The sequence below is a fragment of the Pantoea sp. PvP021 genome, from assembly GCF_054056055.1.
In genome coordinates this window covers 838581-862904 of the sequence record NZ_JBSRXX010000001.1, presented here as the reverse complement: position 1 = coordinate 862904, position 24324 = coordinate 838581, and the positions used below count along the sequence as shown (strand labels likewise).

General features: G+C 57.8%; 20 protein-coding genes. 11 read left to right on the top strand and 9 right to left on the bottom strand.

The features are described 5' to 3' along the window. Window positions 1-53 precede the first annotated feature (53 nt). The gene (fumC, locus tag ACVKSX_RS03930; protein WP_010245332.1) at window positions 54-1451 is read left to right on the top strand and encodes a class II fumarate hydratase; all 1398 of its coding nucleotides are present in this window, start codon (window positions 54-56) and stop codon (window positions 1449-1451) included. Window positions 1452-1494: 43 nt separating this feature from the next. On the opposite strand, the gene tus is transcribed toward fumC, so the two are convergent. After that, entirely contained in the window at window positions 1495-2424 is a 930-nt protein-coding gene (gene tus, locus ACVKSX_RS03925; protein WP_179257556.1) for a DNA replication terminus site-binding protein, read from the bottom strand. A 202-nt stretch (window positions 2425-2626) separates the two neighbouring features. On the opposite strand from tus, the gene ACVKSX_RS03920 reads away from it, so the two are divergent. The 4 genes from ACVKSX_RS03920 (at window position 2627) to ACVKSX_RS03905 (ending at window position 5905) form a co-directional block, all read left to right on the top strand. Further along, complete coding sequence (locus ACVKSX_RS03920; RefSeq protein ID WP_354438391.1) at window positions 2627-3811, top strand: MFS transporter; 1185 nt, start codon at window positions 2627-2629, stop codon at window positions 3809-3811. A gap of 207 nt (window positions 3812-4018) precedes the next feature. Next, window positions 4019-4513 (top strand): RrF2 family transcriptional regulator, encoded by a 495-nt coding sequence (locus ACVKSX_RS03915; protein ID WP_010245324.1) that lies wholly within the window; start codon window positions 4019-4021, stop codon window positions 4511-4513. Between the two features lie 271 nt (window positions 4514-4784). Further along, complete coding sequence (locus ACVKSX_RS03910; RefSeq protein WP_010670095.1) at window positions 4785-5603, top strand: RNase A-like domain-containing protein; 819 nt, start codon at window positions 4785-4787, stop codon at window positions 5601-5603. 8 nt (window positions 5604-5611) lie between these two features. Then, entirely contained in the window at window positions 5612-5905 is a 294-nt protein-coding gene (locus ACVKSX_RS03905) for a contact-dependent growth inhibition system immunity protein (RefSeq protein WP_010670096.1), read from the top strand. Between the two features lie 361 nt (window positions 5906-6266). On the opposite strand, the gene oqxB is transcribed toward ACVKSX_RS03905, so the two are convergent. Both oqxB and ACVKSX_RS03895 read right to left on the bottom strand, forming a co-directional pair. Beyond that, the gene (gene oqxB / locus ACVKSX_RS03900; RefSeq protein WP_354438389.1) at window positions 6267-9419 is read right to left on the bottom strand and encodes a multidrug efflux RND transporter permease subunit OqxB; all 3153 of its coding nucleotides are present in this window, start codon (window positions 9417-9419) and stop codon (window positions 6267-6269) included. Window positions 9420-9431: 12 nt separating this feature from the next. Next, on the bottom strand, window positions 9432-10586 hold the full coding sequence (locus tag ACVKSX_RS03895; protein ID WP_010245312.1) for an efflux RND transporter periplasmic adaptor subunit: 1155 nt from the start codon (window positions 10584-10586) through the stop codon (window positions 9432-9434). Window positions 10587-10888: 302 nt separating this feature from the next. On the opposite strand from ACVKSX_RS03895, the gene ACVKSX_RS03890 reads away from it, so the two are divergent. The 3 genes from ACVKSX_RS03890 to ACVKSX_RS03880 all read left to right on the top strand — a co-directional run bounded on the left by ACVKSX_RS03890 (window position 10889) and on the right by ACVKSX_RS03880 (window position 12017). Beyond that, a complete protein-coding gene (locus tag ACVKSX_RS03890; protein WP_009090299.1) occupies window positions 10889-11230 on the top strand; it encodes a helix-turn-helix domain-containing protein in 342 nt (113 codons plus the stop codon). Between the two features lie 86 nt (window positions 11231-11316). Then, window positions 11317-11751, top strand: coding sequence for a ribonuclease domain-containing protein (locus tag ACVKSX_RS03885; RefSeq protein ID WP_010245306.1), 435 nt, complete (start codon window positions 11317-11319; stop codon window positions 11749-11751). A 2-nt stretch (window positions 11752-11753) separates the two neighbouring features. Next, complete coding sequence (locus tag ACVKSX_RS03880; protein ID WP_010245304.1) at window positions 11754-12017, top strand: barstar family protein; 264 nt, start codon at window positions 11754-11756, stop codon at window positions 12015-12017. Here ACVKSX_RS03880 and ACVKSX_RS03875 read toward each other — a convergent pair. The 4 genes from ACVKSX_RS03875 to ACVKSX_RS03860 all read right to left on the bottom strand — a co-directional run bounded on the left by ACVKSX_RS03875 (window position 12014) and on the right by ACVKSX_RS03860 (window position 20088). Then, window positions 12014-14380 (bottom strand): virulence factor SrfC family protein, encoded by a 2367-nt coding sequence (locus ACVKSX_RS03875; protein WP_354438386.1) that lies wholly within the window; start codon window positions 14378-14380, stop codon window positions 12014-12016. The genes ACVKSX_RS03880 and ACVKSX_RS03875 overlap by 4 nt on opposite strands. Next, window positions 14377-17340: a virulence factor SrfB gene (locus ACVKSX_RS03870; protein WP_061703987.1), complete on the bottom strand. Its 2964-nt coding sequence runs from the start codon at window positions 17338-17340 to the stop codon at window positions 14377-14379. The genes ACVKSX_RS03875 and ACVKSX_RS03870 overlap by 4 nt, the downstream gene beginning before the upstream one ends. A gap of 2 nt (window positions 17341-17342) precedes the next feature. Beyond that, the gene (locus tag ACVKSX_RS03865; protein ID WP_060680159.1) at window positions 17343-18704 is read right to left on the bottom strand and encodes an SrfA family protein; all 1362 of its coding nucleotides are present in this window, start codon (window positions 18702-18704) and stop codon (window positions 17343-17345) included. Between the two features lie 172 nt (window positions 18705-18876). Further along, the gene (locus ACVKSX_RS03860; RefSeq protein ID WP_158131719.1) at window positions 18877-20088 is read right to left on the bottom strand and encodes a benzoate/H(+) symporter BenE family transporter; all 1212 of its coding nucleotides are present in this window, start codon (window positions 20086-20088) and stop codon (window positions 18877-18879) included. Window positions 20089-20172: 84 nt separating this feature from the next. Between ACVKSX_RS03860 and ACVKSX_RS03855 the strand changes: the two genes are divergently transcribed. From ACVKSX_RS03855 to ACVKSX_RS03845, 3 genes are all read left to right on the top strand, one after another. Next, on the top strand, window positions 20173-20730 hold the full coding sequence (locus tag ACVKSX_RS03855; RefSeq protein ID WP_045140377.1) for a helix-turn-helix domain-containing protein: 558 nt from the start codon (window positions 20173-20175) through the stop codon (window positions 20728-20730). Between the two features lie 66 nt (window positions 20731-20796). Continuing rightward, on the top strand, window positions 20797-21222 hold the full coding sequence (locus ACVKSX_RS03850) for a MarR family winged helix-turn-helix transcriptional regulator (RefSeq protein ID WP_010670105.1): 426 nt from the start codon (window positions 20797-20799) through the stop codon (window positions 21220-21222). 15 nt (window positions 21223-21237) lie between these two features. Further along, window positions 21238-21798, top strand: coding sequence for an isochorismatase family protein (locus ACVKSX_RS03845; RefSeq protein ID WP_010245270.1), 561 nt, complete (start codon window positions 21238-21240; stop codon window positions 21796-21798). A 13-nt stretch (window positions 21799-21811) separates the two neighbouring features. Here ACVKSX_RS03845 and ACVKSX_RS03840 read toward each other — a convergent pair whose 3' ends face one another. Both ACVKSX_RS03840 and pqqU read right to left on the bottom strand, forming a co-directional pair. Beyond that, the gene (locus tag ACVKSX_RS03840; RefSeq protein ID WP_010245256.1) at window positions 21812-22153 is read right to left on the bottom strand and encodes a contact-dependent growth inhibition system immunity protein; all 342 of its coding nucleotides are present in this window, start codon (window positions 22151-22153) and stop codon (window positions 21812-21814) included. A 21-nt stretch (window positions 22154-22174) separates the two neighbouring features. After that, window positions 22175-24295 carry a TonB-dependent receptor PqqU gene (gene pqqU / locus ACVKSX_RS03835; protein ID WP_354438383.1) on the bottom strand — a complete coding sequence of 707 codons (2121 nt, stop codon included), beginning with the start codon at window positions 24293-24295 and terminating at the stop codon, window positions 22175-22177. Window positions 24296-24324 lie beyond the last annotated feature (29 nt).

Genomic DNA, 24324 nt, shown 5'->3' with positions numbered 1-24324 from the left:
AATGACGTACCGGGCGGTCATTCTTTTAAAAACCAGATGAAGGAGACGTATTCATGGCAGCCAATCGCATTGAGAAAGATTCAATGGGCCCCATCGACGTACCGGCAGACAAACTGTGGGGCGCGCAGACACAGCGCTCACTGGAACACTTCCGCATCTCAACCGAAAAAATGCCGACCGCGCTGGTGCATGCACTGGCATTGACCAAGCGCGCCGCGGCCAGCGTTAACCGCGATCTGGGACTGCTGCCCGCTGACCGCGCCGAGGCGATTGTCAGCGCGGCCGATGAGGTGCTGGCTGACAAGCATGCGGATGAATTCCCGCTGGCGATCTGGCAGACCGGTTCCGGCACCCAGACCAATATGAACATGAATGAAGTGCTGGCGAACCGCGCCAGTGAAATCCTTGGCGGCGAGCGCGGAATGGCGCGGCTGGTTCATCCCAACGACGATGTGAACAAGAGCCAGAGTTCCAACGATGTCTTCCCGACGGCGATGCACGTTGCCGCCGTTATCGCCTTGCGCGAACAGCTGATCCCTCAGATTCAGGTACTGAAGAAGACCTTAAGCCAGAAGTCCGACGCCTTCAAAGATATCGTCAAGATTGGCCGTACTCACCTGCAGGATGCCACGCCGCTGACCCTGGGCCAGGAGATTTCCGGCTGGGTGGCGATGCTGGAGCATAACCTGAAGCATATTGAGCAGAGCATTCCGCACGTGGCGGAACTGGCGCTGGGCGGCACGGCAGTAGGTACGGGCCTGAACACCCATCCGGAATATGCGGTGCGCGTGGCGAAGGCGCTGGCCGATCTCACGCAGCAGCCGTTTGTCACTGCGCCAAACAAGTTTGAGGCGCTGGCAACCTGTGATGCGCTGGTGCATGCGCATGGCGCGCTGAAAGGGCTGGCCGCCTCGCTGATGAAAATCGCGAACGACGTGCGCTGGCTCTCTTCCGGCCCGCGTTGCGGCATCGGCGAAATCGCCATCCCGGAAAATGAACCAGGCAGCTCCATCATGCCGGGTAAAGTTAACCCGACCCAGTGCGAAGCGATGACCATGCTCTGCTGTCAGGTGATGGGTAACGATGTGGCGATCAACATGGGCGGCGCATCCGGTAACTTTGAGCTTAACGTGTTCCGTCCGATGGTAATCCATAACTTCCTGCAATCGATTCGCCTGCTGGCGGATGGCATGGACAGCTTTAATCATCACTGCGCGGTCGGTATTGAGCCGGTGCGTGAGCGCATCGATCAACTGCTTAACGAATCGCTGATGCTGGTGACGGCGCTGAATACCCATATTGGCTATGACAAAGCGGCAGAAATTGCCAAGAAGGCGCACAAAGAGGGGCTGACGCTGAAAGGCTCGGCGCTGAAGCTGGGTTATCTTACCGAAGAGGAGTTTGATGCCTGGGTTCGTCCGGAAGAGATGGTCGGCAGCATGAAGTCGTAGGGTTTGAGTGAATCAGAGGCCAGCGAATGCTGGCCTTTTTCATTTATATCGGACAATCGACCCACAGATGCAGTCTGGGGATTAAAAGATTCAGCGGTTCTGCAGCAGGTTTATAACGATGGTTAATGTTATCGGCATCGTAGTTAAGCAATTCACCCAGAACCGGAACCTGGGTGCGATCGCGACAGATAACCAGAATCGGTGAAGGACAGGCCAGCTGAGTCTGTTTTTGTTCATCCGCGCGCCAGACGCGTGCAACCGGCTGGACTTTCACCGGGCGCTTGATTTTCAATCGTGCCGAGGCGGGCAGGGCACGCACGCTTGCCAGCTCCTCCTGCACTTTTTCCGCCCACTGTTCACGTGACCAAGGCGCTTTTGCACGTCCCGACTTCAGGCTTTTTTCCAGCTGGGCGATCACCTCTTCACGCTTGAGATTCTTGATAATGTGCTTGTTGGCCCAGCCGAAACGCAGACTGTCCGGTGCGCTCAGCAGGGTGATAGTGCGATAGGCATTCAGGGTAATCAGCCCGCGAAAATGCTGGTGGACAAACTCAAAACGCGCCTCACTCGGCAGGCCAGAGTCCACCGTAATCAGCTGCTCAAGCCGTGCTTTCAGCTGATTGATGACGTCGACCAGTGCGCCGATCTCCGCTTCCTGCTGCGCGTCGCATTCGATACAGAGCGCGCCAGGTAAGCGCACGGCAGCCTTGGTGCTCAGCTGTTCTGACTGATGCTGCATAAACAGGCGGCAGTAGTGGTCAAGCGCCATCTTTAACGCGCTCTCCCCGAGATGCTGCTCGACGGCAATCCGGGTGATCGCTTCATGTTCGCGACCTTTAACCACCGGCGGCAGGCTGAAGACGCGGGCGATCAGCAGAGGCTGCGCTTCAATCTGCTGACGCAATTCACCCAGCGCCAGTTCCAGGTCATTTACACATTGATGCATATCAGCCACTAAGTCGTAGCGCGTCATGTTGTGCCTCCATAGTTACAACGTCCACAATGTGGCAGAAGCCTGGCGAGGATGCAAGCGCCATATAGTTACAACATACTGAAAGGATTGTACTCAAAACCGTGCGGCCTGCATGGCTATCCAGTCAAAAGGGCATCACGCATTTTGGCTTATCGCAGATCATGTTATAAAAACGGTTCGCCTGCTAACCAGGAGATTGCCTGTGAATCAGAACAACAAACCCGGCATCGCCGCCATTATTACCCTGGGCTGGGTACAGATCCTGTCATGGGGCGGGTCGTTCTACCTGATGGCGGTGATGGCGAATCCGATTGCGGCTGAGACAGGCTGGTCACAGCAGTGGATTTATGGCGCACTCTCGACCGGGATTCTGGTATCGGGCCTGCTGTCACCGCTGGCAGGCAGGATTATCGCCCGCACCGGTGGCCGCCTGTTGCTGGCACTGAGTGGCATAGTGATGGCGGTGGGGCTGATGATCATGGCTTATAGCCACTCTCTGCCGCTGTTTCTGTTTGCCTGGGTAATTATTGGCATCGGTATGGCGATGGGCCTTTATGACGCACTGTTTGCCACGCTCGGCACCTGCTATGGCGGTCAGGCGCGTGCAGCGATCACCGGTATCACCCTGATATCTGGCTTCTGCACCACGCTGGTCTGGCCGGGAACAGCGTTGTTAATTCACGGATTCGGCTGGCGGAACGCGTCGCTGATAATTGCGGCACTGATGGTCGTCTGCGTGCTGCCCGCCTATCTGTTTGCCTTACCCGATAGCCATGCTAAGCGGCCTGTGAAAAAACTGAGTCCACAGCCTGGCACGGCGGAGATTGCGCCTGCGCTGTTCTGGCTGCTGTGTGCCATTTTCACTCTGGCGTCCGTGATCATGACAGCTATTTCCGTGCAGCTTATCGCCTTGTTGCAGGCGAGTGGTCATACGCTGACCTCGGCGCTGGCGATCAGCGCCGTACTTGGCCCGTGTCAGGTGGGATCCCGACTCGTCGATATCGCCTTTAAACGCAGTCATCCCATCCGTACCACCTTTTTTTCCGTCGGGCTGGTGGCACTGGGCTTGCTGTTGCTGGCACTGTTTCCGCAGATGGCGTTGCTGAGCATGGTGTTGTATGGCGCAGGAAATGGCTTACGTGCCATCGTGCGGGGAACTTTACCGCTGGCGATGGTCAAACCAGAGTCCTATGCGATTGTGGTGGGTAAAATGGCCCGCCCGGCGTTGATGGGGCAGGCACTGACGCCGCTGATAGGTGGATATGTGTTTGAAAAGATGGGAGCATCGGCGACGCTGTGGTTGCTTTGCGCCCTGGCAATCTTTAACGTGGTACTGGTTATTGCGCTGAAGCAGCGATTACCGGCGACAGCGGCCACCACGGCATAACGGAACGGTTCTCCTTGCTCCGCAGGAAGAGGGCCGTTAGCAGGCTAAGCACCTTGTGCTATCGGGCCTCAGCCTTTGGTGAATACGTGCCTTGTCACCGCCGGTTTGCTTCAAAAAAGCAACAGTGTTTGTTATATTTATTGCTCATTGATTGTTCACTTATGCGGCAATAAAACAATAAGATGCACCGCAACTCAGGATAAAGAAATGCTTGATTACCGCTTCCCGACAGCTTTGCAAATGGTTCTGAGCGTAGCGATGGCGGAGCAAATGGGAAAACGCTCTACCAGCGCGATTCTGGCCTACGGGCTGGAAGCGAATCCCAGTTTCATACGAAAATTAATGGTCCCGCTGACCCGTGACGGCATTATCGTCTCCACGCTGGGCCGTACCGGTTCGATTCATCTGGGCCGTCCTGCTGCGGAAATTACTCTGCGGGATATCTATGTCTCAGTGATCGAAGACAAAAAAATCTGGGCCGCGCGTCCTGACGTCGCGCCGCGCTGTCTGGTCAGTGCCAACCTCTGCTGGTACTTCAAGTCGATAGCCGATGAAGCCGAGCAGGCGTCGCTGGATGTGCTGGCAAAACGCACCGTGGCAGACGCACTGAACGAACTGAAGAAACGCGACACCAGCAACTGCACCGCCGTGCCGGAACCTGAACCCGAAGAGATTGATGATCTCTGCAAAAAGAGCCGCTGATTAGCGGCTTTTTTTATGCCTGCTGGTCACTAACTTCCTGCCTCAAATCTGCCATAAGCCAATAACTCACTTTCCTGGGGTCGGTTATCACGCTGAATCTGATAAACATTTGAAAATTCAGCATCCTTAACAACATTAATGTTTTTTTCGTTTTCTGAAATGACAGGTGAACACATTCATGTAAAATCTATTTTCTGGTTTTTAGTGGATCTAAAATCTGAAAAGAAGAGACTATTTAGCCACGTATCTACTGCTCACATGAGGCTTCATTATGGATGATGATATAAAAATCATGATGTCCCCGGTTCAGCTCACTGCTGCTCTCTCGGATGAAACGGTTACTGAAGGTGAATCACTCAGTAACCGCTTATACGGTGGGTTGAATCTTGCATTAGGGACACTTGAATTAACCGGAGCAACCGCGCTGTGCATAGCGCCAGATCCATCCGGACTGACAAAAGCGGCATGCGTTGTCGTTGGCGTACATAGTCTGGATAGCATTCATGCTGCGGCTAATCAGGTACTGACAGGCAGAAATACGCGTACAGCAACTTTCCAGTTGGCCACAGCGACGGCTAAAAAGCTTGGCGCCGATAATAAGAGCGCAATGAATATAGGTTTAATGGTCGATATTTCTGTTCCGACGGCCTTTGCCTTTGCTGCCGGAGCGGCACGTGTCGCCTCTGTACGCTTCGGTAAGTTAAAGCTGGCTGAGCATGAAGCCGTTAAAGGTATTAAGGCTGGCGGACATACTATTGCTAAGCATGTAAATATTTCCGAAGCGGATTTGCTCGCGCGTCTTGCGCGAAGTCCTAAAACGCCGCTTGCAAGTTCATTTGTTAATATTGAGCAGGCAGAGCGATTCATAAGCGCCGGTTTGAAAGCGAACCGCTGGAAGATCATCTATTGGGCTGCCGCCAAAAGCGAAAGCATACTGGAATTAAGCTGGCAGTCCCGAACCGTAGTCGGTTATGGTTTCAGGCAAGGCAGTACAACTCGTCTGGAAGCGTATGCTGTCAGGATTGTTTTGCACCGTAAAGTGTTTAACGGCAAACCCTATTATCTTCTGACTTCATATCCTTCTTTCTGAGGCTATCAATGAATAAAAGTTATAAAAATACTGGAACGCTTATTCGGGTTTTTTTTGGTCAGGATTATGATCTTTTTGGGGAAACGGTAGAAGAAGTACTGGACAGTTATTTAGAAACTGAGAACCCAAAAACAGCAGCAAAGGTCTGTCAGGAAGCAGAGTATTTACTGTCCTTAAATGATCAAGCACTTACAGAGGCGTTTGAATCCATCAGTCAGGGAGAGTTCTATCCTGAACCCTGGGGAGAAACAGTACGGACTTTTTTGGAAAAGATAAAAAGTCATTTAAGTGCCAGACTTTAACTTAAAGGATTAACGGGTCATACGGTTAATGACTGTGAGTGGAGTTTTGGCTTAGTGAATAGCAGATGAGGAGAGGGAGCGTAAGACGTGTCAGGACCAGGTTCGCTTTCACTGAAGAGTACCGATGTATGTGGTATGAATTTTAAATTTTATATTATTAATCAATTTATTATTTGGAAAATTCATTCCTGATATCCAGATAAGCAGAACGCTGAAGATCAAAGATGAATAATGATTCAGAGAAACGCTGAATGAAAGATTGAAGCGGCGCTAGCCTGCAAGACGGGGTCTGCTGAAATCAGTGAATCACAGGCAAAAAAAGGGGGCGATCCTATGATCGCCCCCTTTTAACTTTTACGGTTTACGCCGTCACGGACGATGCACTACCTGACCGGAGCGTCACCAGCTTGCGCAGGGCCACATAGAACACCGGCGTCAGGAACAGGCCGAACAGCGTCACGCCGAGCATGCCGGAGAAGACCGTAATACCGGTAACGCCACGGACCTCTGCACCCGCGCCTTCACCCAGAATCAACGGTATTGTACCGGCGATAAAGGCGATGGAGGTCATCACAATCGGACGCAGACGCAGTCGACACGCTTCCAGCGCCGCTTCCACAATCCCTTTGCCCTGAATCTCCAGCTCCCGCGCAAACTCGACGATCAGAATCGCGTTCTTACAGGCCAGCCCCATCAGCACCACCAGTCCGACCTGCACGAAGACGTTGTTGTCACCGCCAGTCAGCCAGACGCCAAACAGCGCAGAGAGCATGGTCATCGGCACAATCAGGATCACCGCCAGCGGCAGCGTCCAGCTCTCATACAGCGCGGCCAGTACCAGGAACGCCAGCAACACGGCCATCGGGAAGACAATCAGCGCGGTATTGCCCTGCGTTGACTGCTGATAACTCAGATCGGTCCACTCGATGTTCATGCCGTTTGGCAATAGCTGACCGGACATCGCTTCGAGCTGACTCATCGCCTGCGCCGAGGAGAGCACGCGTGGGTCGGCATCACCAATCAAATCCGCCGCCGGATAGCCGTTATAGCGGATCACCGGGTCGGGACCGTAGGTGGTGGTAATGTTGACCATGCTGCCAATCGGCACCATCTCACCGCGATCGTTTCGGGTCCGCAGGTTAGCGATATCTTCGATGCTGTCGCGGAAATCCCCGTCAGCCTGCGCCATCACCCGCCAGGTGCGGCCAAAGCGGTTAAAGTCATTCACATACGACGAGCCGAGATAGGTCTGGAGCGTGCTGAACAGCGCGGTCAGCGATACTCCCTGCGCTTTGGCTTTATCCCGGTCTACCTTCACATCAAGCTGCGGAACGTTGGCTTGATAAGAGGAGATGGGGAAGTGCATCCCTGGCGTCTGCATGATGCTGCCCGACAGCGTATTAATCGCCGTCTGCAGTGCGCCATAACCCAGACCCGCGCGGTCCTGCACATAGAGCGAATAGCCCGAGCCCTGGCCCAGCCCCAGAATCGGCGGTGGCATAATCGAGAAGCCAAAGCCCTGCTGGATTTGAGCGATCTTCGCATTGATCTCAGCGTTGATCTCCGCCGCCGTATGTTTGCGCTCATTAAACGGCTTCAGACCGAAGAACACCGTGCCGCTGTTCGGCGTATTGGTGAACTGCAATGCATTCAGGCCAGGGAACGCGACCGCATAGGCGACGCCTTCGGTCTGCATACCGATTTCGCTCATCTTACGAATCACTTCATCCGTGCGCGCCAGAGAGGAACCTTCCGGCATCTTCACGCCACCAATCAGGTAGAGCTTATCCTGCGTCGGAATAAATCCACCCGGCACGGTGTGGAACATAAATCCGGCACCCGCCAGCAGCAGAATATAGACGCCAAACACGGCGCCACGGCGACGCAGCGTACGGCCCACCAGCGATTCATAACCATGGGCACTGCGCTGGAAGAAGCGGTTAAACGGCCGGAACAGCCAGCCAAACAGCGCATCAATGATCCGCGTCAGCCGGTCTTTCGGCGCGTGATGATCTTTCAGCAGCATCGCCGCCAGCGCAGGCGAGAGCGTCAGCGAGTTAATGGCAGAGATCACTGTAGAGATGGCGATGGTAGTGGCGAACTGCTTATAGAACTGCCCGGTGACGCCAGAGAGAAACGCCATCGGCACAAACACCGCGCACAGCACCAGCGCAATGGCGATGATCGGCCCGGAGACCTCACGCATCGCCTGATGCGCAGCGGCGCGCGGCGACAGCCCCATCTCAATGTTACGTTCGACGTTCTCCACCACCACAATGGCGTCATCCACCACGATGCCAATCGCCAGCACCAGCCCGAACAGGCTCAGCGTATTCAGCGAGAAGCCAAGCAGATAGAGCACGCTAAAGGTACCGACTATCGAAACCGGCACCGCCAGCAGGGGAATGATCGAGGCGCGCCAGGTCTGCAGGAACAGAATCACCACCAGCACGACCAGAATGACCGCTTCCAGCAGGGTCTGCACCACGGCTTTAATCGAGTCACGGACAAACACCGTCGGATCGTAAGGCGCGGCCCATTTCACGTCGTTGGGAAAGCGGGTCGCCAGTTCATCCATTTTGGCGCGAACCGCATTGGAGAGGTCGATGGCGTTGGCGCCAGGCGCCTGGAAGATGCCGATACCGACCGCATCTTTGTTATTCAGCTGCGAGCGCAGGGCATAGCTGCCCGAGCCCATCTCAATCCGCGCCACATCGCGCAGCCGCACCAGCGAACCATCTTCCGAGGTTTTCAGGATGATATCGCCAAACTGCTGCTCGCTCTCCAGTCGTCCCTGGGTGTTGATTGACAGCAGAAAATCGCTCTGTTTTTTCAGCGGCTCGGCACCCAGCTGACCGGCAGAGACCTGCACGTTCTGCTCCTGCATCGCCGTTACCACGTCAGAGGCGGTCAGACCACGCGCCGCCACTTTATTAGGATCAAGCCAGACGCGCATCGCATACTCGCCTGCGCCGAAAATCTGGATCTGACCGACACCCGGCAGCCGGGCCAGCTCATCTTTCACCTTGAGGGTGGCGTAGTTACGCAGGTAGAGCGAATCGTAGGTATTGTTCGGTGAGAACATGTGGACGACCAGCGTCAGGGTCGGCGACATCTTCTGGGTGGTGATCCCCAGCCGACGCACATCTTCCGGCAGTCGGGCTTCCGCCTGCGCTACGCGGTTCTGCACTTGCACCTGCGCCTGATCAGGATCGGTGCCTGGACGGAAGGTGACGGTGGTCACCAGCACGCCGTCAGAACCGGCTACTGACTTCATGTACATCATGTTTTCGACGCCGTTGATTGCCTCTTCCAGCGGCGTCGCCACGGAATCCGCAATCACTTTCGGGTTAGCGCCTGGATACTCGGCGCGCACCTGTACGCTGGGTGGCACCACGTCGGGATATTCACTGACTGGTAGCAGCGGGATGGCAATCACCCCGGTCACAAAAATCAGGATCGACAGCACCGCAGCAAAAATGGGCCGGTCGATAAAAAAACGGGAAAAGTCCATAGCGGCCTCGGGTTATTGAGCGGCTGCCGCACGCATGGCGACCGGCTGAGCAGTGACCGGCATGCCGGGCATAAATACTTTTTGCAGACCGGCGATGATGACCTTGTCGCCGGATTGCAGACCCGATTTAACGATGCGCAAACCATCCACCATCGCGCCAGGCTGGATATCGCGCCGCTGCGCTTTACCTTCGCCATCCACCACGTAGACATATTTGCGATCCTGGTCGGTCAATACCGCTTTATCATCGATCAGCACCGCCTCGAACTGCGCGCTGCCGGGCAGACGCACGCGGGCAAACAGGCCAGGCGTAAACTGCCGCTGTTGATTGTCGAGCAGGGCGCGCATACGAATGGTGCCGGTGCTGGCGGTCAGCTGGTTATCCAGAAAGTCAATTTTGCCCTGGTGCGGGAAACCCTGTTCGCCGACCAGCGCAATCTCAACCGGCAGCGCATGGCGCTGCTGGCCCTGACGCGCCATCGCCTGATAGTTCAGGAAGGTGTTCTCATCGACATCGAAATAGACATACATCTGCTGCTGCGACACCAGCGTGGTTAACACACTGGCGCTGTCGCCGGCGGTCACCAGGTTACCGGCGGTGATCATCGCCCGGCTGGCGCGGCCATCAATCGGCGCGGTAACGCGGGTGAAGTCGAGGTTCAGCTGCGCCATATCGACCGCGGCCTCTGCGGCCAGCACATCCGCCTGCGCCTGGCTGGCGGCAGAACGACGCTGCTCCCACGCTTCGCGGGAAATCGCCTGCGTGCCGATCAGCTTCTCGCTGCGGCCCGATTCGCTGCGGGCCAGACTCGCCTGACTGCGCGCCCGGGCCAGTTCCGCTTTGGCCTGCTCCAGCGCCGCGCGGTAACTCCGGTCATCAATGGTAAACAGTACCTGACCTTTTCTGACCTCATCGCCTTCACGATAGTTAACGGCATCAATGTAGCCAGAGACGCGCGGACGCAACTGCACGCTCTGCACCGCTTCAACCCGGCCATTGAAATTATCCCACTGACTGACCGGTTTGATCAGCACGGGTGCGGCACTCACTTCAGGCGGCGGGGGAGCGGCGTTTTGCGCCACACCCTTATCGCAGCCGCTCAGTTGCGTGATGAGCAGTACCATCCCTAAGAGGGTTAAACCCTGACGAACCCGGTTCGTAATCATTGTTGTTATTCCGCGATAGATATAAACAGGCGGCCTGCAGGCCAATATTTGCAACTTTTAAGATTGCAATTAATCGCGGTGAGTGTAGGCTTGCGTGGCTGGCAACTGCAAGAATAACAGATACACTTTATGTGCGGTTTAGGGCAGGGCGATGAAAGCCTGAACAACTTAGCTAAAACCCCACAAATAGTGCGGCATTTAATGTACTAATAAAACTTGCATTAAATGGCATAGTCAGCCACCCTTAAGTGTAACTGCAACTGATACTAATACTTTTCGCCACGGCGACAGGAGAGACTGGAATGATGAGTGATGCTTTTATTCACGATTTAATCGACTGGATTGATAACAACATCGAAGCACGTCTGGATCTGGATACCGTTTCAGAGCGCGCGGGCTACTCCAAATGGCACCTGCAGCGCATGTTTAAAGAGCACACCGGTTATCCACTGGGTGAATACATCCGGGTTAAGAAGCTGAAGAAATCAGCCGACCGCCTGACCAGCACTGATGAACCGATTCTCAATGTGGCTATCTCGTTAGGTTTCGACTCCCAGCAATCCTTTAACCGCAGCTTCAAACGCCAGTATGGCGTCGCGCCGGGTGCATGGCGTCGGCACAGCGGGGATTCGCACGCAGCATAACCTCGCCAGGGCCAGCTTGTCTGGCCCGCGCTTTTCTCTGCGCGCAAAACTGGTATCATCTGCGTCCTGTCGTCACGGATGCCATCATGTCAAAAAAACTCTGGATTGGACTTTTTCTCGTCCTCGCGGCCTGTTTCTACGGCCTTAAACCCTATCTGAATTCCGTTTCAGCCCCTGCCCAGGCGGATATCGCCACCCTGACTGACGCCCATACCGTGGCGCGCTGGGTGCTGCAGCATCAGCAACTGCCGGACTACTACCTCACCAAAAACGACGCGCGCAAGCGTGGCTGGAATCCGGCCAAAGGCAACCTGTGTGACGTGTTGCCAGGCAAAGCCATTGGCGGCGATCGCTTTACGAACCGTGAAAAGCGTCTGCCCGCGCGTGCGGGCCGTCAGTGGTATGAAGCGGATGTGAATTATCGCTGCGGGCATCGCGACGCCGATCGCCTGGTTTACTCCTCTGACGGGCTGGTGTTTCTCTCCACCGATCACTACCGCAGTTTCAGGCAGGTGCCCTGATCATGCTTAATCTGACCTTTGACCTGCGTCAGCTCACCACGCGCGCGGCGTTTTATCAGCAGTTTGCTGAGCAGAGCGGCTGTCCGCAGACCTTCGGACATAATCTGGATGCGTTATGGGACTGGCTGACGGGCGGGATGGCGCTGCCTGCGACAATGTGGTTGCAGCACTATGCCGCGCATCAGGCCGATTTAGCGCCGGTGCTGGCGCTGCTGGGAGAGGCGGCGCAGTCGCTGGAGGGCGAACTGCGCCTGATCATTGATTAAGCGCGTAGCGGCTTGAGCAGCGCAACCAGTGCTTCGCGGGCTGCCAGCGGCAGATCGCCGCCGCCGGTGTAACCATTGTTCTCAATGATGACCTGGTTCAGCCCCACCAGCCAGTCGTAGATATAGTAGGCCGTGTGGTTGGCCGGGGCGGCAGAGAGTCTGGTCAGACGCTGACCGGAACTGAAGCTGACGCTGGGAGCCGGAGGCCGCGAGAAAATCACCTGACCCCGGTTAACGCGGCTGGAAGGGCGTTCATTTTCAGGACGCTGTAAAAAGCCGAGCCAGGCCACAAAATCCCCCAGCACCGTCATCGCCCGCGTCACCTGACGATCCGCGCGTGATTCATGGCTGACGCTCTGCGTATCGGGCTCATGCAGCGCCTGCTGCAGCTTTTGCGCGATATCGGTGCGGAATCCGGCCGTGATCAGCTCTTCAACCAGCCACTCCATCGTTGGCTTATCCACGTTCAGCAACGCCAGCAGGCTGCGGTTTTCCGGCAGCTGACGCAGATGATCCAGCCACAGCAGCAGCACCTGACGCGGATAGTGCTGCGCGCTCTGCAGACTCTGACGCGGCTGAACCGGCGCTTCAGCCGGGCTCTCACTGAACAGGTCAAATTCAAACCCGATGCCAAACTGATTTTCCGGGGCCTGAATACTGGCCGGTTTGCTGCCTTGCAAGGCCGACTGATTGAGCCACAGCTGACGCAGCGCCTCACGCGGCGGCTGCAGGCGCTCCAGCAGCTCGCCATGCAGGCCGGTCCGATGCTGTAAACACTTCAGTAGCGTATCGGCGATATTCTGTTTGCGTGCCGCCTGTTCCGGGCTGGCACCCGCTTCGGTCCAGGGCAATAAACGCCGCTCCACCACAGTGTGCTGAATCTGCGCCAGCTGAGCCAGCAGCATGTCGCGGCGCGCTTCCGGCTGCATCTCATCCTGCAACCAGCTCGCCATGCGGTCGACGCCCGCGCGATCCAGTGCCAGCATCGATCCCCAGTGCTGACCGGGCTGTCCCATCTGACGCTGCACCGCTTCATCCACATTGACCTGCTGATGGCGGGCATCGAAAGGGGTAATCGCCCAGATCAGACGCGGTTTCTCTGCGGATTCCTGTGCGGGCTGCTGACGCTGCCATTCGCGCAGCGTTTCGCTGGCGAGGTCGGCATCCTGACGCTGGCTGGCTGCGGTACAGACCAGCAGCAGATCAATTGCCTGACGCGCGGCGTAAAAACCGGGCAGCAGGGCTCGTTTCTGCTCCAGCAGTTGGGCACGCAGCGGATCCTGCTGCTGCAGGCGCTGACGATCTTCCTGGATTGCCGCGTCACCGGACTGGCCTGGCGCGGGCAGTTCCAGCATATCAGCATCATCATAGAGCGCGGTTCGCGGTGTGGAACTCAGCGGGACCAGCACTTCCAGCGTCAGCAGCGCCAGTAATCCCAGTGGCACGTTCTGCGCCTTACCGATGCGGTTACCATTCAGCGGGCAGACTTCCACCAGCTGCTGTTGATCCTGCTCACTGGCCGGCACAATCAGCTGCTCGGCCGGCAGCAGTGATGTGTCGGTCAGCAGGCTCAGTGGAGCAAGCACCCGGCTGCTGTTACGCAACTGGTGACGCAGATGCAGCAGGGTGCGCAGCATCTCATTCAGTTCAGGCTGACCCGGCCACAGCAGTGAAAAAAGCTGTACCCGGTCGTCAACGCTGAGCCAGGGCGCCAGCTCAACCGCCTGCGGCCAGAAATGACGATCAAGCCGCGCATCGTGGTGCGCACGACGACGGCACCAGGACCAGAGTGTTACCAGCGCGTCGCCTTCCAGACCCGCCAGCGGCGTGGCGAGACGATGACGCTGCAGGCGCTGCAGTGCGCTGTCGATCTGTGCGGTGTCGGGTGTTGTCGCGCCGGCACAGGCGACCATCAGCCGTACGATCTCCGCTTCACTCAGCAGCGTCAGTTCAACCGGCCACTCGTTTGAGAGCGGCTCGCGCTGATGGCTGAAACGGGTGGCGGTAGCAAAATCGAGGTTGCCGGGATTGATATGCTGAAACCAGTTCAGCAGTTTATCACCCATGCGGGTCACTAACTGGCCCTGTGCATCGGCCACCATTTCGTTCAGCAGCCAGGCCTTACCCGCCTGCGACTGGCCAAACAGCGCCAGCGTCACCGGACGCGCCACCTGTTGCGCCAGCGCCTGAGTCTGCACGCGCGCCTGGCGCAGTTGCAGCGTCAGGGTTTCTGCTTCCAGCGCCAGACGCGGCGACTGCTCACGGCTGCTCTCAATCCAGGCCAGACTGTTATTCAGGGCGTCCTGCAACAGGCCAAGACGTTTTGCCAGCGTTTGCGGCTGACGGGGTTTCAGGGCTTTCATCGTTTACACACGCTCCCGCTGTCAATCCAGTATTGCGCATTGGCATTGCCGGTCGCCGACAGGGTATTCAGCTTAAGACTCAACTGCTCCAGCGGCACGCGGGTGCCATCATCCAGGCGGGCATCGCTCAGCACCAGACTTTCCGGGCCGGACGCGTCGGGTCCGGCTTTTACCGCCAGCCGGATGCGCAGCACGCTCTCACCGGCCACTTTACGCGCCAGGGTGGCGTCGTTCAGCGTCAGGCTATAGAGCGGCGAGGCGGGCCAGCGATCGTTATCAAGCTGGCGGAAGCCGAGACAGACGTTGCCGCGAATACGGAAACTGCGCTTTTTATCCAGCACATAGCCGGGATCGTCGAGGTCAATTTCGCTGTAGCAGAGGTTCTCGTCCGTCAGCGCCTGGTTTTCGTCGAGCATGCCAAGATAGCGAATCGTCGAGTAGGGTTCAAAATCGCCTGCGCGGAACCAGAAGCTGCTGAGGCGCAGATCCAGCGCCAGCAGGCAGAGCATCGCGCCGACCGCCGCGGTCGATTTCGGGTTGTCGATGCGGCCATGTTTGTTAAACGGATACCAGTCGCTGGTGTGATAGCCTTCCAGCGACAGTATACGGCTGCCCGGCAGCGGTTGCAGATGACGCACCAGCGCCTGAATGCCCGGGAAGCGCGACGGGCGACCGGTCAGCAGCAGCACGTCACACTGATAGAGCGACACCACTTCACACATTGAACGCAGCGCCGGGATAATCGCCATCCGGTGCTGCATAAATTCACCGTGCAGCTGTGACAGGCTCACCACCAGCGGTACCTGCAGCAGGTCAAAGCGGCTGTTACCGCCCAGCTCGCGCTGAATCTCGCCGTTGACGAAGGCCAGTACCGCTTCGCCCGGCGGCTGATCGACCAGCTCGCCAAACAGTGCGTTGATCTCCGCGTGGCTCTCCAGCGGATCCCAGTTTTCGTAGCGTTCCAGTACCGCCTGCGCCAGCGGAATAAACAGTTGTAAGGTGATCTGCTGACGCAGCGTGGCCTGACCGTCCATGCGGCTGTCGTGACCAAACAGCTTGTTCATCAGCGGTTCCGCCAGCGTCAGGCCCGCTTTCTGCAGATGCTGCTGCAGCGCCGGTAAAATCCACAGCTGAATCACGTCCAGCAGGATATCGTCGCCCGCGACTTTAAAGCCTTCGCGGAACAGCAGTCGCGGCGTGATTTTGACGTTGTTGCCCTGACCATCATCCAGACGATACTGGGTGATGGCGAGGTCAGTAGTGCCGCCGCCGATATCAATCGAGGCGATGCGCAGGCTCTTGCCTGGCAGTTCGTCAGCATCGCGCGGGCGATCCGGACGGGCCATGCTGCTGAAAAAGTCTTCGGCGCGACCGGCAAAGTTGACCTGGGTTTCATTAAACAGCCAGACCATCTGACCACAGGTCGCTTCATCCCACTCCATCTGCACATCCGGCAGCGGTTTCGGATTCTGACGAGGCAGTGATGGTGAAAGGTCATCTTCGTCAGCCAGCCAGCCTTCCGCTTTCCAGACCAGCGCCAGCGCTTCCTGCATCCGGCGGCGGAAAATTTCACGCTCCGGCTTCGGCATCGCTGACGGCAGCGTCAGGATCACATGGCGCAGCTGACGCGGCGCGTGGCTCTGCGGCATGCGCTGACGCTGTGCCGCGCTGTTCATCTGCATCAGCGCCTGAGCCAGCAGCTCACACAGCATAAAGGTCATCAGCGAACTGCGGCTGTAGTGCGGAGAAAAGACCGGCAGTCGATCGTCGGGTGCCAGCGTCGAAAGCGGCTGGCCTTCGTCGTTAAGCAGGGTGGTAAAGGGCGCGGCATAGGCCAGCGGTTCAGCCTGTTCGCCGGGCGTGTTAAAACGCCAGCCTGGCTGATAGCGCGCCTCATCCCACAGATAACGGCGCGGGCTGGAGAGGCCGGTGCTGCCTTCCAGTCCCACACGCTGCAGGGCCAGACGGCTCGCTTCACGGCCGACGCGGGTCAGAGAAGGCCACATAAAGGCCTGCTCACGACCGCTCTCCAGCGAGAAGTTCGCTTTGCCAAAACGGGTCTCGGCAAACTCCAGACGGCTGTCAAACAGCTCGTTGTAAACCTGATGCGGCTGCGACAGATCGCGCAGCTGCAGCTCATAGGTCTGCTTCAGGCCGTTGCTCTCTTCCGGGTGATCTTCCACCAGAATGCCGCAGGTATGGGAGTTACCGACATCCAGAATGATATCGACGTTGACCGCCGGGGTCTGCAGCGTGGCGGCCTGAATATGGATCTCGCTGAGGTCGAGCTGTTCGCCCAGCAGTTCCAGCAGATTGAGGTAGTGCGCCTGATACTCAAACTCGCGCAGCGCCTGATTAATCGCCTGTTCGCGGCGATCGGAGACGCGGTCGGTAAAGGATTCGCGCAGCCAGCCGTCAACCCAGGTCAGGTCAAGAAAATCACCCAGCTCGTAGTTGTGCCAGGCGAGCGCAAAAGTCACACCGTTCTGAGCATCAGCTGGGCTGAGGCCGAGCTGTTCACCGCCATCCTGTTCCGCCACGCAGCGGGTATCAAAGGCCAGGCTGACGCGATGGGTATTGCCCGCTGCATCGGGCGCGGGCAGCGCAACCAGACGCATCCGCGCCCAGTTTTCAGGACCGCCGATAAAACGACGTCCGCTGGCACAGCGCAGCATCGGCAGCGGCAGCCAGCAGGCTGACAGCAGAGAGAGCGAGTCCGCCAGCGCGATATCAGACTCCGGGCGCACCACTTCCGCAGCGCCGCCATCTTCCGGATAGAGCAGGAACTTACCGCTGTTGCCATCGACGTTCAGGCGCAGCAGCGGGCCGTTGGCGGTCTGGCGCACAAACTGGCGGCGCGCCGGGGTATCTGAGAGTTGCAGGCCGAAATCCAGAAACTGCACGCCGCTGTTTTCAATCAGCGAAATTTTTTGTTTGTCATCGATCAGGGGAGCCAGCATCGTTATTTACTCTCACGCTTAATCGTCATCGGGAAGACCCGGTCATCAGCATACTGCGCTTCACACACTGCGGCGCCGATACTCGCATGGCAGACCAGCAGTGGCATACGGTAGCGCGAACTGTTCTGGCACTTCGCCGTGTAGCGGCTTTCAATCACCAGGTTACCGGCGCTGGTCATGGCCGCGCTGACATCCGCTTTACAGGTAGTATTGCCCTGGGCGATCTGCACGCTGCCTTTGCCGTTTTTAAACTGGAAGCGCATTACCGGAGGCTTACCGGTTGGCGTCGGCATCTGGTCGATAGTGACACGCCAGCGGCCATCAATCACCCGTACCTGGCCATCGCGCACCGCATCCGGCGTCACGATCAGGTCATCGGGTTTGGCCGGAACCGGCGCCGTCACCGTTGTGGCAAGGGTAGCAGATGCGTCTGCCGGTGCGGTATCGGTGGTGGTGTTGGCCGGTTTCTGCGGCTGCGATTCGGGAAGTTTTTCCGGTGCTGCCTGCTCGGCAGGTGGGGTGACGGACGGTGTCGCCGCAACCGGTGCCGGAGTCGCAGCAGGGGCCGGAGTGGATACCGTCGCCGGAGCTGACGCTGGCTTCGCAGTGGCAACCGGTGTTTTTACGGGTTCTGAACGATGCAGCAACACGGCCACCGTCACGGCGGCAGCAATCGCCACCGGCGGTAACAGATACCAGACGCGGAAACGGCGGCGAGCCGCTACAGGCGTCGCCGGCTGAGCTTCAACGGGTGCTGCAACCGGCAGCGGTTCAGCCACAGGTTCAGGTTCGGGCTCAGTGATTATCTCTGGTTCAGCGATGACCGGCGCGGCAGGCAGCTCAGGCAGCGGTTCAACCAGCGCCACTGGCAGGTTCTCTTCCAGCGTGTCACGCAGGCATGCCAGCGCGTCATCGCGGCTGCGCGCCTGGGCATCGACAAAGCCCCAGAAGGTGATGACCGGTTTGCCATCAACCAGATAGACATACTGCTGGTCGGGGAATTGCAGGGTTTTGCTCAGCAGCGCACCAAACAGCCGCATTGATGGGTTCTCAGCTGCGCGCGCGCGCGTACTGAGATCCTGCATATCCTGCTGACAGGCGGTGAGCTGTTGCAGCGCCGCGCGACGTTCATGATCGCTGGCACCCAGCCAGGATTTGACCCGGCCGCTAAAAGGGGCATACCAGTCGAGGCGATCGCCCCGTTCATTGGCCTGAGGAATGGCCAGGCAATCTGCCAGTGCGCTCTGACGGCGCAGGCGCAGGGTTTCACGAATTTGCAATGCTGAGGCGTAGACCGGCTGGCCATTTTCACCTAACGCCAGAACTGCATCTAAATTACCGCTGCGCAGAAAAGTTTTTGCCACCTGTTGGGCCCTTATCGGTCGTTGTCTGAGGCAGAAAATCGCGTGTTATCGACGATTAGGTTGATTTTACGCGGGGCAAGGACAAATCAAACGGCAGAAAAAGGGGGTAAATCCACTGTTTTTTTCACCGGCTGACGGAAAAACCACCGCTATTTCAGAGAGTATGACGCAATCAGCCGGATTTGCGCACCAGCAGCAGGTGGGCGATGACGCCGCCCGCCAGTCCCCAGAAGGCCGGACCAATGCCCAGCAGCGAAACGCCGGATGCGGTGATCAGAAAGGTGATCAGCGCGCTGTCGCGTTCGGCAGGCAGATCCAGTGCGCGGTGGAGGCTGCCACCCAGTGTGGCAAGGAGTGCCAGACCCGCCAGCGCCTCAATCAGCACCACAGGCAGGGCACTAAACAGCACGGCGATCAGCGCACCGGACGCGCCCGCCAGCAGATAGAAGATCCCCGCCAGCGCCGCCGCGCGCCAGCGTTGCTGAGGATTTGGGTCGACCTCATCGCTCATGCAGATGGCCGCCGTAATCGCCGCCACGCAGACCGAAAACCCCCCTAATGGCGACAGCAGCAGCGCAATTAATCCGGTCCAGCTCATCAGTGAAGAGACGGGTGGACGGTAGCCGTGCGCCTGCAGCGTGGCGATGCCGGGGGCGTTCTGTGACGCCATCGTCACCAGGAAATAGGGCACGCCGATCCCCAGCAGCGTGGTGAGGGTAAAGTGCGGCATCACGACTTCCGGCATTGTCAGCCTAATCGGCTGCGGCGGAAAGTGGATGGCGTGCTGTGCCAGCGCGACGGCAACACCCACCAGCAGCGTGACCAGAATTGCATAGCGGGCCAGCCAGCGGCGGGCCAGCAGCCAGGCCAGGCACATGCTGCCGCACAGTACAAAGTTACTTTGCAAATCGGCAAAGGTCTGCAGCCCGAAGCGCAGCAGAATACCTGCCAGCATCGCCGCTGCCAGCGAGGCAGGAATGTAGTTCATCAGCCGGGCAAACAGGCCGGTGACGCCGCACAATACGATCAGCAGGTTGGCGAAAACAAAGACGCCTACCGCCTCATTCAGCGAAATGCCGTGAAAACTGGTCGCCAGCAGCGCAGCGCCGGGCGTTGACCAGGCAGCCAGCACCGGCATGCGGTAGCGCAGTGACAGGCTCAGCGAAGCGATCCCCTGCGCAATGCCCAGCACCGACAGCCAGCCGCCAATCTGCGCGGGCGTGGCGCCCGCCGCCTGAAACATCTGATAGATAATCGCGCCACTGCTGCTGTAGCCCACCAGCACAGCCACGAAGCCGGAAACCAGCATCGGCAGGGCAAAACGGGGAGGTTCCGCTCTCGTCATGGTCAGACTCTTTATGAGATTGTGCGTTATAGCGCACATGGTCGCATGATGCGCTATAACGCACAAGTGTTACACTATTGCCATAACGTCACTCACCAGGATGACGAGAAAGCAGGAGAAAAAATGGCGGATTTTCAGCAACACCTGAGCAGCGCGCTCAGACAGTTGCGGCAGGCCAATGGCTGGAGCCTGACGCTGACGGCGGAGCGAACCGGCGTCAGTAAAGCGATGCTGGGCCAGATTGAGCGCGGTGAATCGAGTCCCACCGTGGCGACACTGTGGAAGATTGCCACCGGTTTCAACGTTCCGTTTTCCTTTTTTATCGACGGCAGCGTACTGCCTTCAGGCGCCGCGCCTGGATTCAGTCAGCCCAATGCCGACATGTCGGTACGGTCGCTGCTGCCTTACGATCCGCAACTGCGTTTTGATCTGCTGGCGGTGGAGCTGGCAGCGGGCGCGCAGAGTCATTCTTCGCCCCATGAAGCGGGCTGTGTGGAGCAGGTGGTGATCATCGAGGGCGAACTATTGCTGGGCGTCGGGGATCTCTGGCGACGTCTGCTCGCCGGGGAGGCGTTCCAGTTCAGGGCCGATGTGCTGCACAGCTACCGTAACCCGCTCAGCACGCCGCTGCGCTTCCACAGTCTGATCCACTATCTGCAGCGCCCGGACGTTACAAATTGATACCTGAGCAAACTACACAGTTTACCTTCGTATCTTTATACTTTCGCTTATCGATGGAGACGTGTAATGAGCGATCTGACTGAATCCGCTGCAATGCTGCGCATGCTGGTGGGCAAGCTGGGCCGCCGGTTGCGCGAGTCAGCACCGCCTGGCGAATTAACCTGGTCGCAGGTCGCGGTGCTGGGTCATCTGGTTCGCGATGGGGCGATGACGGTAACGCAACTGGCGGCGGCCGAGGGCGTACGCACCCAGTCAATGGGCGCGACCGTCGCCGGGTTACTGGCGGCAGAACTGGTGACGGGCGAGCCGGATCCCCATGATGGCCGTAAAACCCGCTATCTTCCCACGACGTCCAGCCTGGCGGTGATTACGTCGAGTCGCGCGATGCGCGATGACTGGCTGGTCCGGATGCTGGAAGCGCGACTGAGTCCGGCAGAACAGCAGCAACTGACCGACGTTCTCCCTCTGCTGCAACGACTCACTGACTATTAAATCTGAGGATTCAACATGGCTGTAACCACACTTGATGCAAAAACTGCGCTGATTGTTATCGACCTGCAACATGGCATTGTGGCGCTGCCGCTGGTTCATGAACCGCAGCCGGTGATCGAACGCTGTGCCGGACTGGCTGAGGCGTTTCGCGCGCACGATCTGCCGGTTGTGCTGGTTAACGTGGCTGGTGGGGCGCCGGGCCGCAATGAGCAGGCACGTCACAGCGGCGAATTGCCCGCCGACTGGGCCACGCTGGTTCCGGCGATGACCCCACAGCAAAATGACCTTACGGTCACCAAGAAAACCTGGGGTGCGTTTCACGCCACGGCGTTGCACGATGAGCTGCAAAAGCGCGGCATTACTCAGGTAGTGATTTGTGGTATCGCGACCAGTATCGGCGTGGAATCCACCGCACGACAGGCGTATGAGCTGGGTTACAACGTCACGCTGGCGACCGATGCGATGACCGATCTCAACCTGGATACGCACAACAATAGCGTGAACCTGATCTTCCCGCGCCTGGGTGAAACCGGCAGCTGTGAGGATATTAAGGCGCAGCTGAATTCGCGCGCATGATTGGCGTGTGACATTAAGCGTCGGGCCACCGCGACGGTGGCCCGTTGAGGGCAGCCACAGCTCTTATCAAAAAACTGCGCCACGTTTCTCCCCAGGGGGCCGGACGAAACTCTTCATCAGCAATCGCTGACATAATGACATTCAAATCGTCATCCTCATTCTGAAGCAGGATGTTTATTTCATTCCGCGCTTCAATAACAGGCATGTCATGATCAATATAGCTCTGGAGCATTTCTTCGAGGGTATTGCCAAAGTCGTCATGGTGGCAGCTTAAAAACACTCTTAACATGCCGGTTAGCGCCGGGTATTGTTTCTCGGGTTTATCACCCCATCCACGGATAAGACGTGAGAACATAATGAGGTTTCCCGTTATAATTTATCGGAAGGCGTAACCCAGCGTTAAACCGACGCTGTAATTGCGGCCCGGCGCAGATTCGAAGTAGCGACCATTACTCTCATTCACAATCACTGAACCCACATAGTGCCGATCAAACAGGTTATCGACCCGGCCAAACAGATCCAGCGTCCAGTTCTCAACCAGCCACTTATAGCCACTGTTAACCGCTGCAACGGTGTAGGACGGGGTGTTCACGCTATTCTGATCTTCAGCGGCGATCTGGCTCAGATAACGCACCTCACTGCCTGCATAAAAGCCCTGTTCCAGTAGATAACCGAGTCCGGCGTAAGCCATGTTACGGGCAATACCAGGAATGCGGTTGCCGTCACAGCTGTCGCTGCCGCAGGCGTTAGTGCGATAGCGCGCATCCAGCAGGGTGTAGGCCATCTTCAGCCGCCAGTCCCAGGCAAACTGCTGATCCAGGCTTAACTCCAGACCGCGACGGCGGGTCTGACCGGCATTTTTATAGGTAGTGCGTCCGCCACTGCTGGCATCCGCCACAATCTCATCCTGGGTATCGGTCTGGAACAACGCCGCGCTGATCAAGCCATTGCCGATGCGTTTCTTACTACCAATCTCCAGCGTATCGCTGGTGGCCGGTTTCAGCCCCAGATTCAGACCGGTCGCGCCGTCTGAACGGTAAGAGAGCTCATTAATGGTCGGGGTTTCAAAGCCGCGACCGGCGGAGATCCACGCGTTCCAGCCTGGGTCAAAGGCATACTTCAGTGCCGCAGCGGGCAGCCATTTGTGATAGCGCGCATCACCGCTGTCGTCGCCGTTACCGGGCTGAATATAGAAGTCATTAGAGTCAAAGTTAACGGTGCTGAACCGCACACCCGCATCCAGCGACAGCTTATCGGTCAGTTGCCAGGCGGTCTGCAGATAGGGATCGAGCGTCCACATCAGGTTGCGCTCGTTGCGGCGAAGATTGCCCTGTTCGCCCAGTTGCGTCACCCCGTTGCTGACCGTGAAGTTTTCATAGCCCTTGCGTCGCTCGGTCATGGTTTCGTAGTCGAGTCCGCCGGTCAGCGCCACCGGAATAGACAGCAGCGTGTCGCGATGGGTCCAGCGGGTATCGACGCCCTGATAGTGGCGGGTCAGGGCGATCACGCCACCGGGATGAGACGGGTTGCGCTGCACGGCTGCGGGGATCGACTGGAACTGGGTAGTTTCGCGCATGCCCGCATAGAGCATCACGCTGAGGTCGTCATTTTCACTCATCTGGCGCTGATAACGCAGGCCGCCCTGAGTCTGATCGACAGTCTTACGGGTGTTATAAAGCGGGACGTTGCTGACCACCTGACGTGGATTCTCACGCCACTGCGCCTCGGTTAAGCCGCCGGGATCCTGCGCGTCAATGTGAACGCTGTTAAACAGCAGCGTCAGGGTGCTGACATCATCAATACGCACGCCCAGTCGGGCGTTGCCAAGGTTTTTCTGCGCAGCGCTGTGATCACGATAGCCGTGAGTGGTGAAGCGTGAGGCGGAAACTGTGTAGTTAACATCTCCGGCATGGCTGCCGTCACCGGTCGCGCCGCTGGCTTTGACGCTATTGCGCCAGCTGCCGTAACTGCCATACCAGCTGCTGGCTTCAAGCGTGGTCGGCTGTTGTCCTTGTTGGGTAGTGACATTGATTACGCCACCCGAAGCGTTGCCATACAGCGCAGAGAACGGGCCGCGCAGTACCTCAACATGATCAATCGAGCCGATATCGATATTGGAGGTCTGCGCCTGACCATCCGGCATGGTGGCCGGGATGCCATCCACATAGATGCGCAGCCCGCGTACGCCGTAGGTTGAGCGGGAGCCAAAGCCACGCATCGACAGCTGCAGGTCCTGTGCGTAATTTTGCCTGTTCTGGATCTGCAGACCCGGCACGCTGCTGAGGTTTTCCGACAGGTTAACGCGCGGCGCTGCCTGGCGCATATCGTCACCACTGACCACGCTCAGGGCCGCAGGCGTATCAAGTTCGTTAAGGCCCGTTTCCGGCGGTGCAGCCGTGACGACCAGGGTATTGTCATTATCCGCCGCCAGCAGCGGCAGTGGCAAAATGGCAGGCAACATCAACAGCGTCGCCTGGCGCAGAGAGATTATTTTCATTATATGTGGCCTGAAAAAAGAGAGGATAT

Excerpts from the sequence above, each read along its gene's own strand:
- fumC (WP_010245332.1), top strand. The coding sequence starts at position 54 with ATGGCAGCCAATCGCATTGAGAAAGATTCAATGGGCCCCATCGACGTA.
- tus (WP_179257556.1), bottom strand. The coding sequence starts at position 2,424 with ATGACGCGCTACGACTTAGTGGCTGATATGCATCAATGTGTAAATGAC.
- ACVKSX_RS03915 (WP_010245324.1), top strand. The coding sequence starts at position 4,019 with ATGCTTGATTACCGCTTCCCGACAGCTTTGCAAATGGTTCTGAGCGTA.
- ACVKSX_RS03910 (WP_010670095.1), top strand. The coding sequence starts at position 4,785 with ATGGATGATGATATAAAAATCATGATGTCCCCGGTTCAGCTCACTGCT.
- ACVKSX_RS03905 (WP_010670096.1), top strand. The coding sequence starts at position 5,612 with ATGAATAAAAGTTATAAAAATACTGGAACGCTTATTCGGGTTTTTTTT.
- oqxB (WP_354438389.1), bottom strand. The coding sequence starts at position 9,419 with ATGGACTTTTCCCGTTTTTTTATCGACCGGCCCATTTTTGCTGCGGTG.
- ACVKSX_RS03895 (WP_010245312.1), bottom strand. The coding sequence starts at position 10,586 with ATGATTACGAACCGGGTTCGTCAGGGTTTAACCCTCTTAGGGATGGTA.
- ACVKSX_RS03890 (WP_009090299.1), top strand. The coding sequence starts at position 10,889 with ATGATGAGTGATGCTTTTATTCACGATTTAATCGACTGGATTGATAAC.
- ACVKSX_RS03885 (WP_010245306.1), top strand. The coding sequence starts at position 11,317 with ATGTCAAAAAAACTCTGGATTGGACTTTTTCTCGTCCTCGCGGCCTGT.
- ACVKSX_RS03880 (WP_010245304.1), top strand. The coding sequence starts at position 11,754 with ATGCTTAATCTGACCTTTGACCTGCGTCAGCTCACCACGCGCGCGGCG.
- ACVKSX_RS03875 (WP_354438386.1), bottom strand. The coding sequence starts at position 14,380 with ATGAAAGCCCTGAAACCCCGTCAGCCGCAAACGCTGGCAAAACGTCTT.
- ACVKSX_RS03870 (WP_061703987.1), bottom strand. The coding sequence starts at position 17,340 with ATGCTGGCTCCCCTGATCGATGACAAACAAAAAATTTCGCTGATTGAA.
- ACVKSX_RS03860 (WP_158131719.1), bottom strand. The coding sequence starts at position 20,088 with ATGTGCGCTATAACGCACAATCTCATAAAGAGTCTGACCATGACGAGA.
- ACVKSX_RS03855 (WP_045140377.1), top strand. The coding sequence starts at position 20,173 with ATGGCGGATTTTCAGCAACACCTGAGCAGCGCGCTCAGACAGTTGCGG.
- ACVKSX_RS03850 (WP_010670105.1), top strand. The coding sequence starts at position 20,797 with ATGAGCGATCTGACTGAATCCGCTGCAATGCTGCGCATGCTGGTGGGC.
- ACVKSX_RS03845 (WP_010245270.1), top strand. The coding sequence starts at position 21,238 with ATGGCTGTAACCACACTTGATGCAAAAACTGCGCTGATTGTTATCGAC.
- ACVKSX_RS03840 (WP_010245256.1), bottom strand. The coding sequence starts at position 22,153 with ATGTTCTCACGTCTTATCCGTGGATGGGGTGATAAACCCGAGAAACAA.
- pqqU (WP_354438383.1), bottom strand. The coding sequence starts at position 24,295 with ATGAAAATAATCTCTCTGCGCCAGGCGACGCTGTTGATGTTGCCTGCC.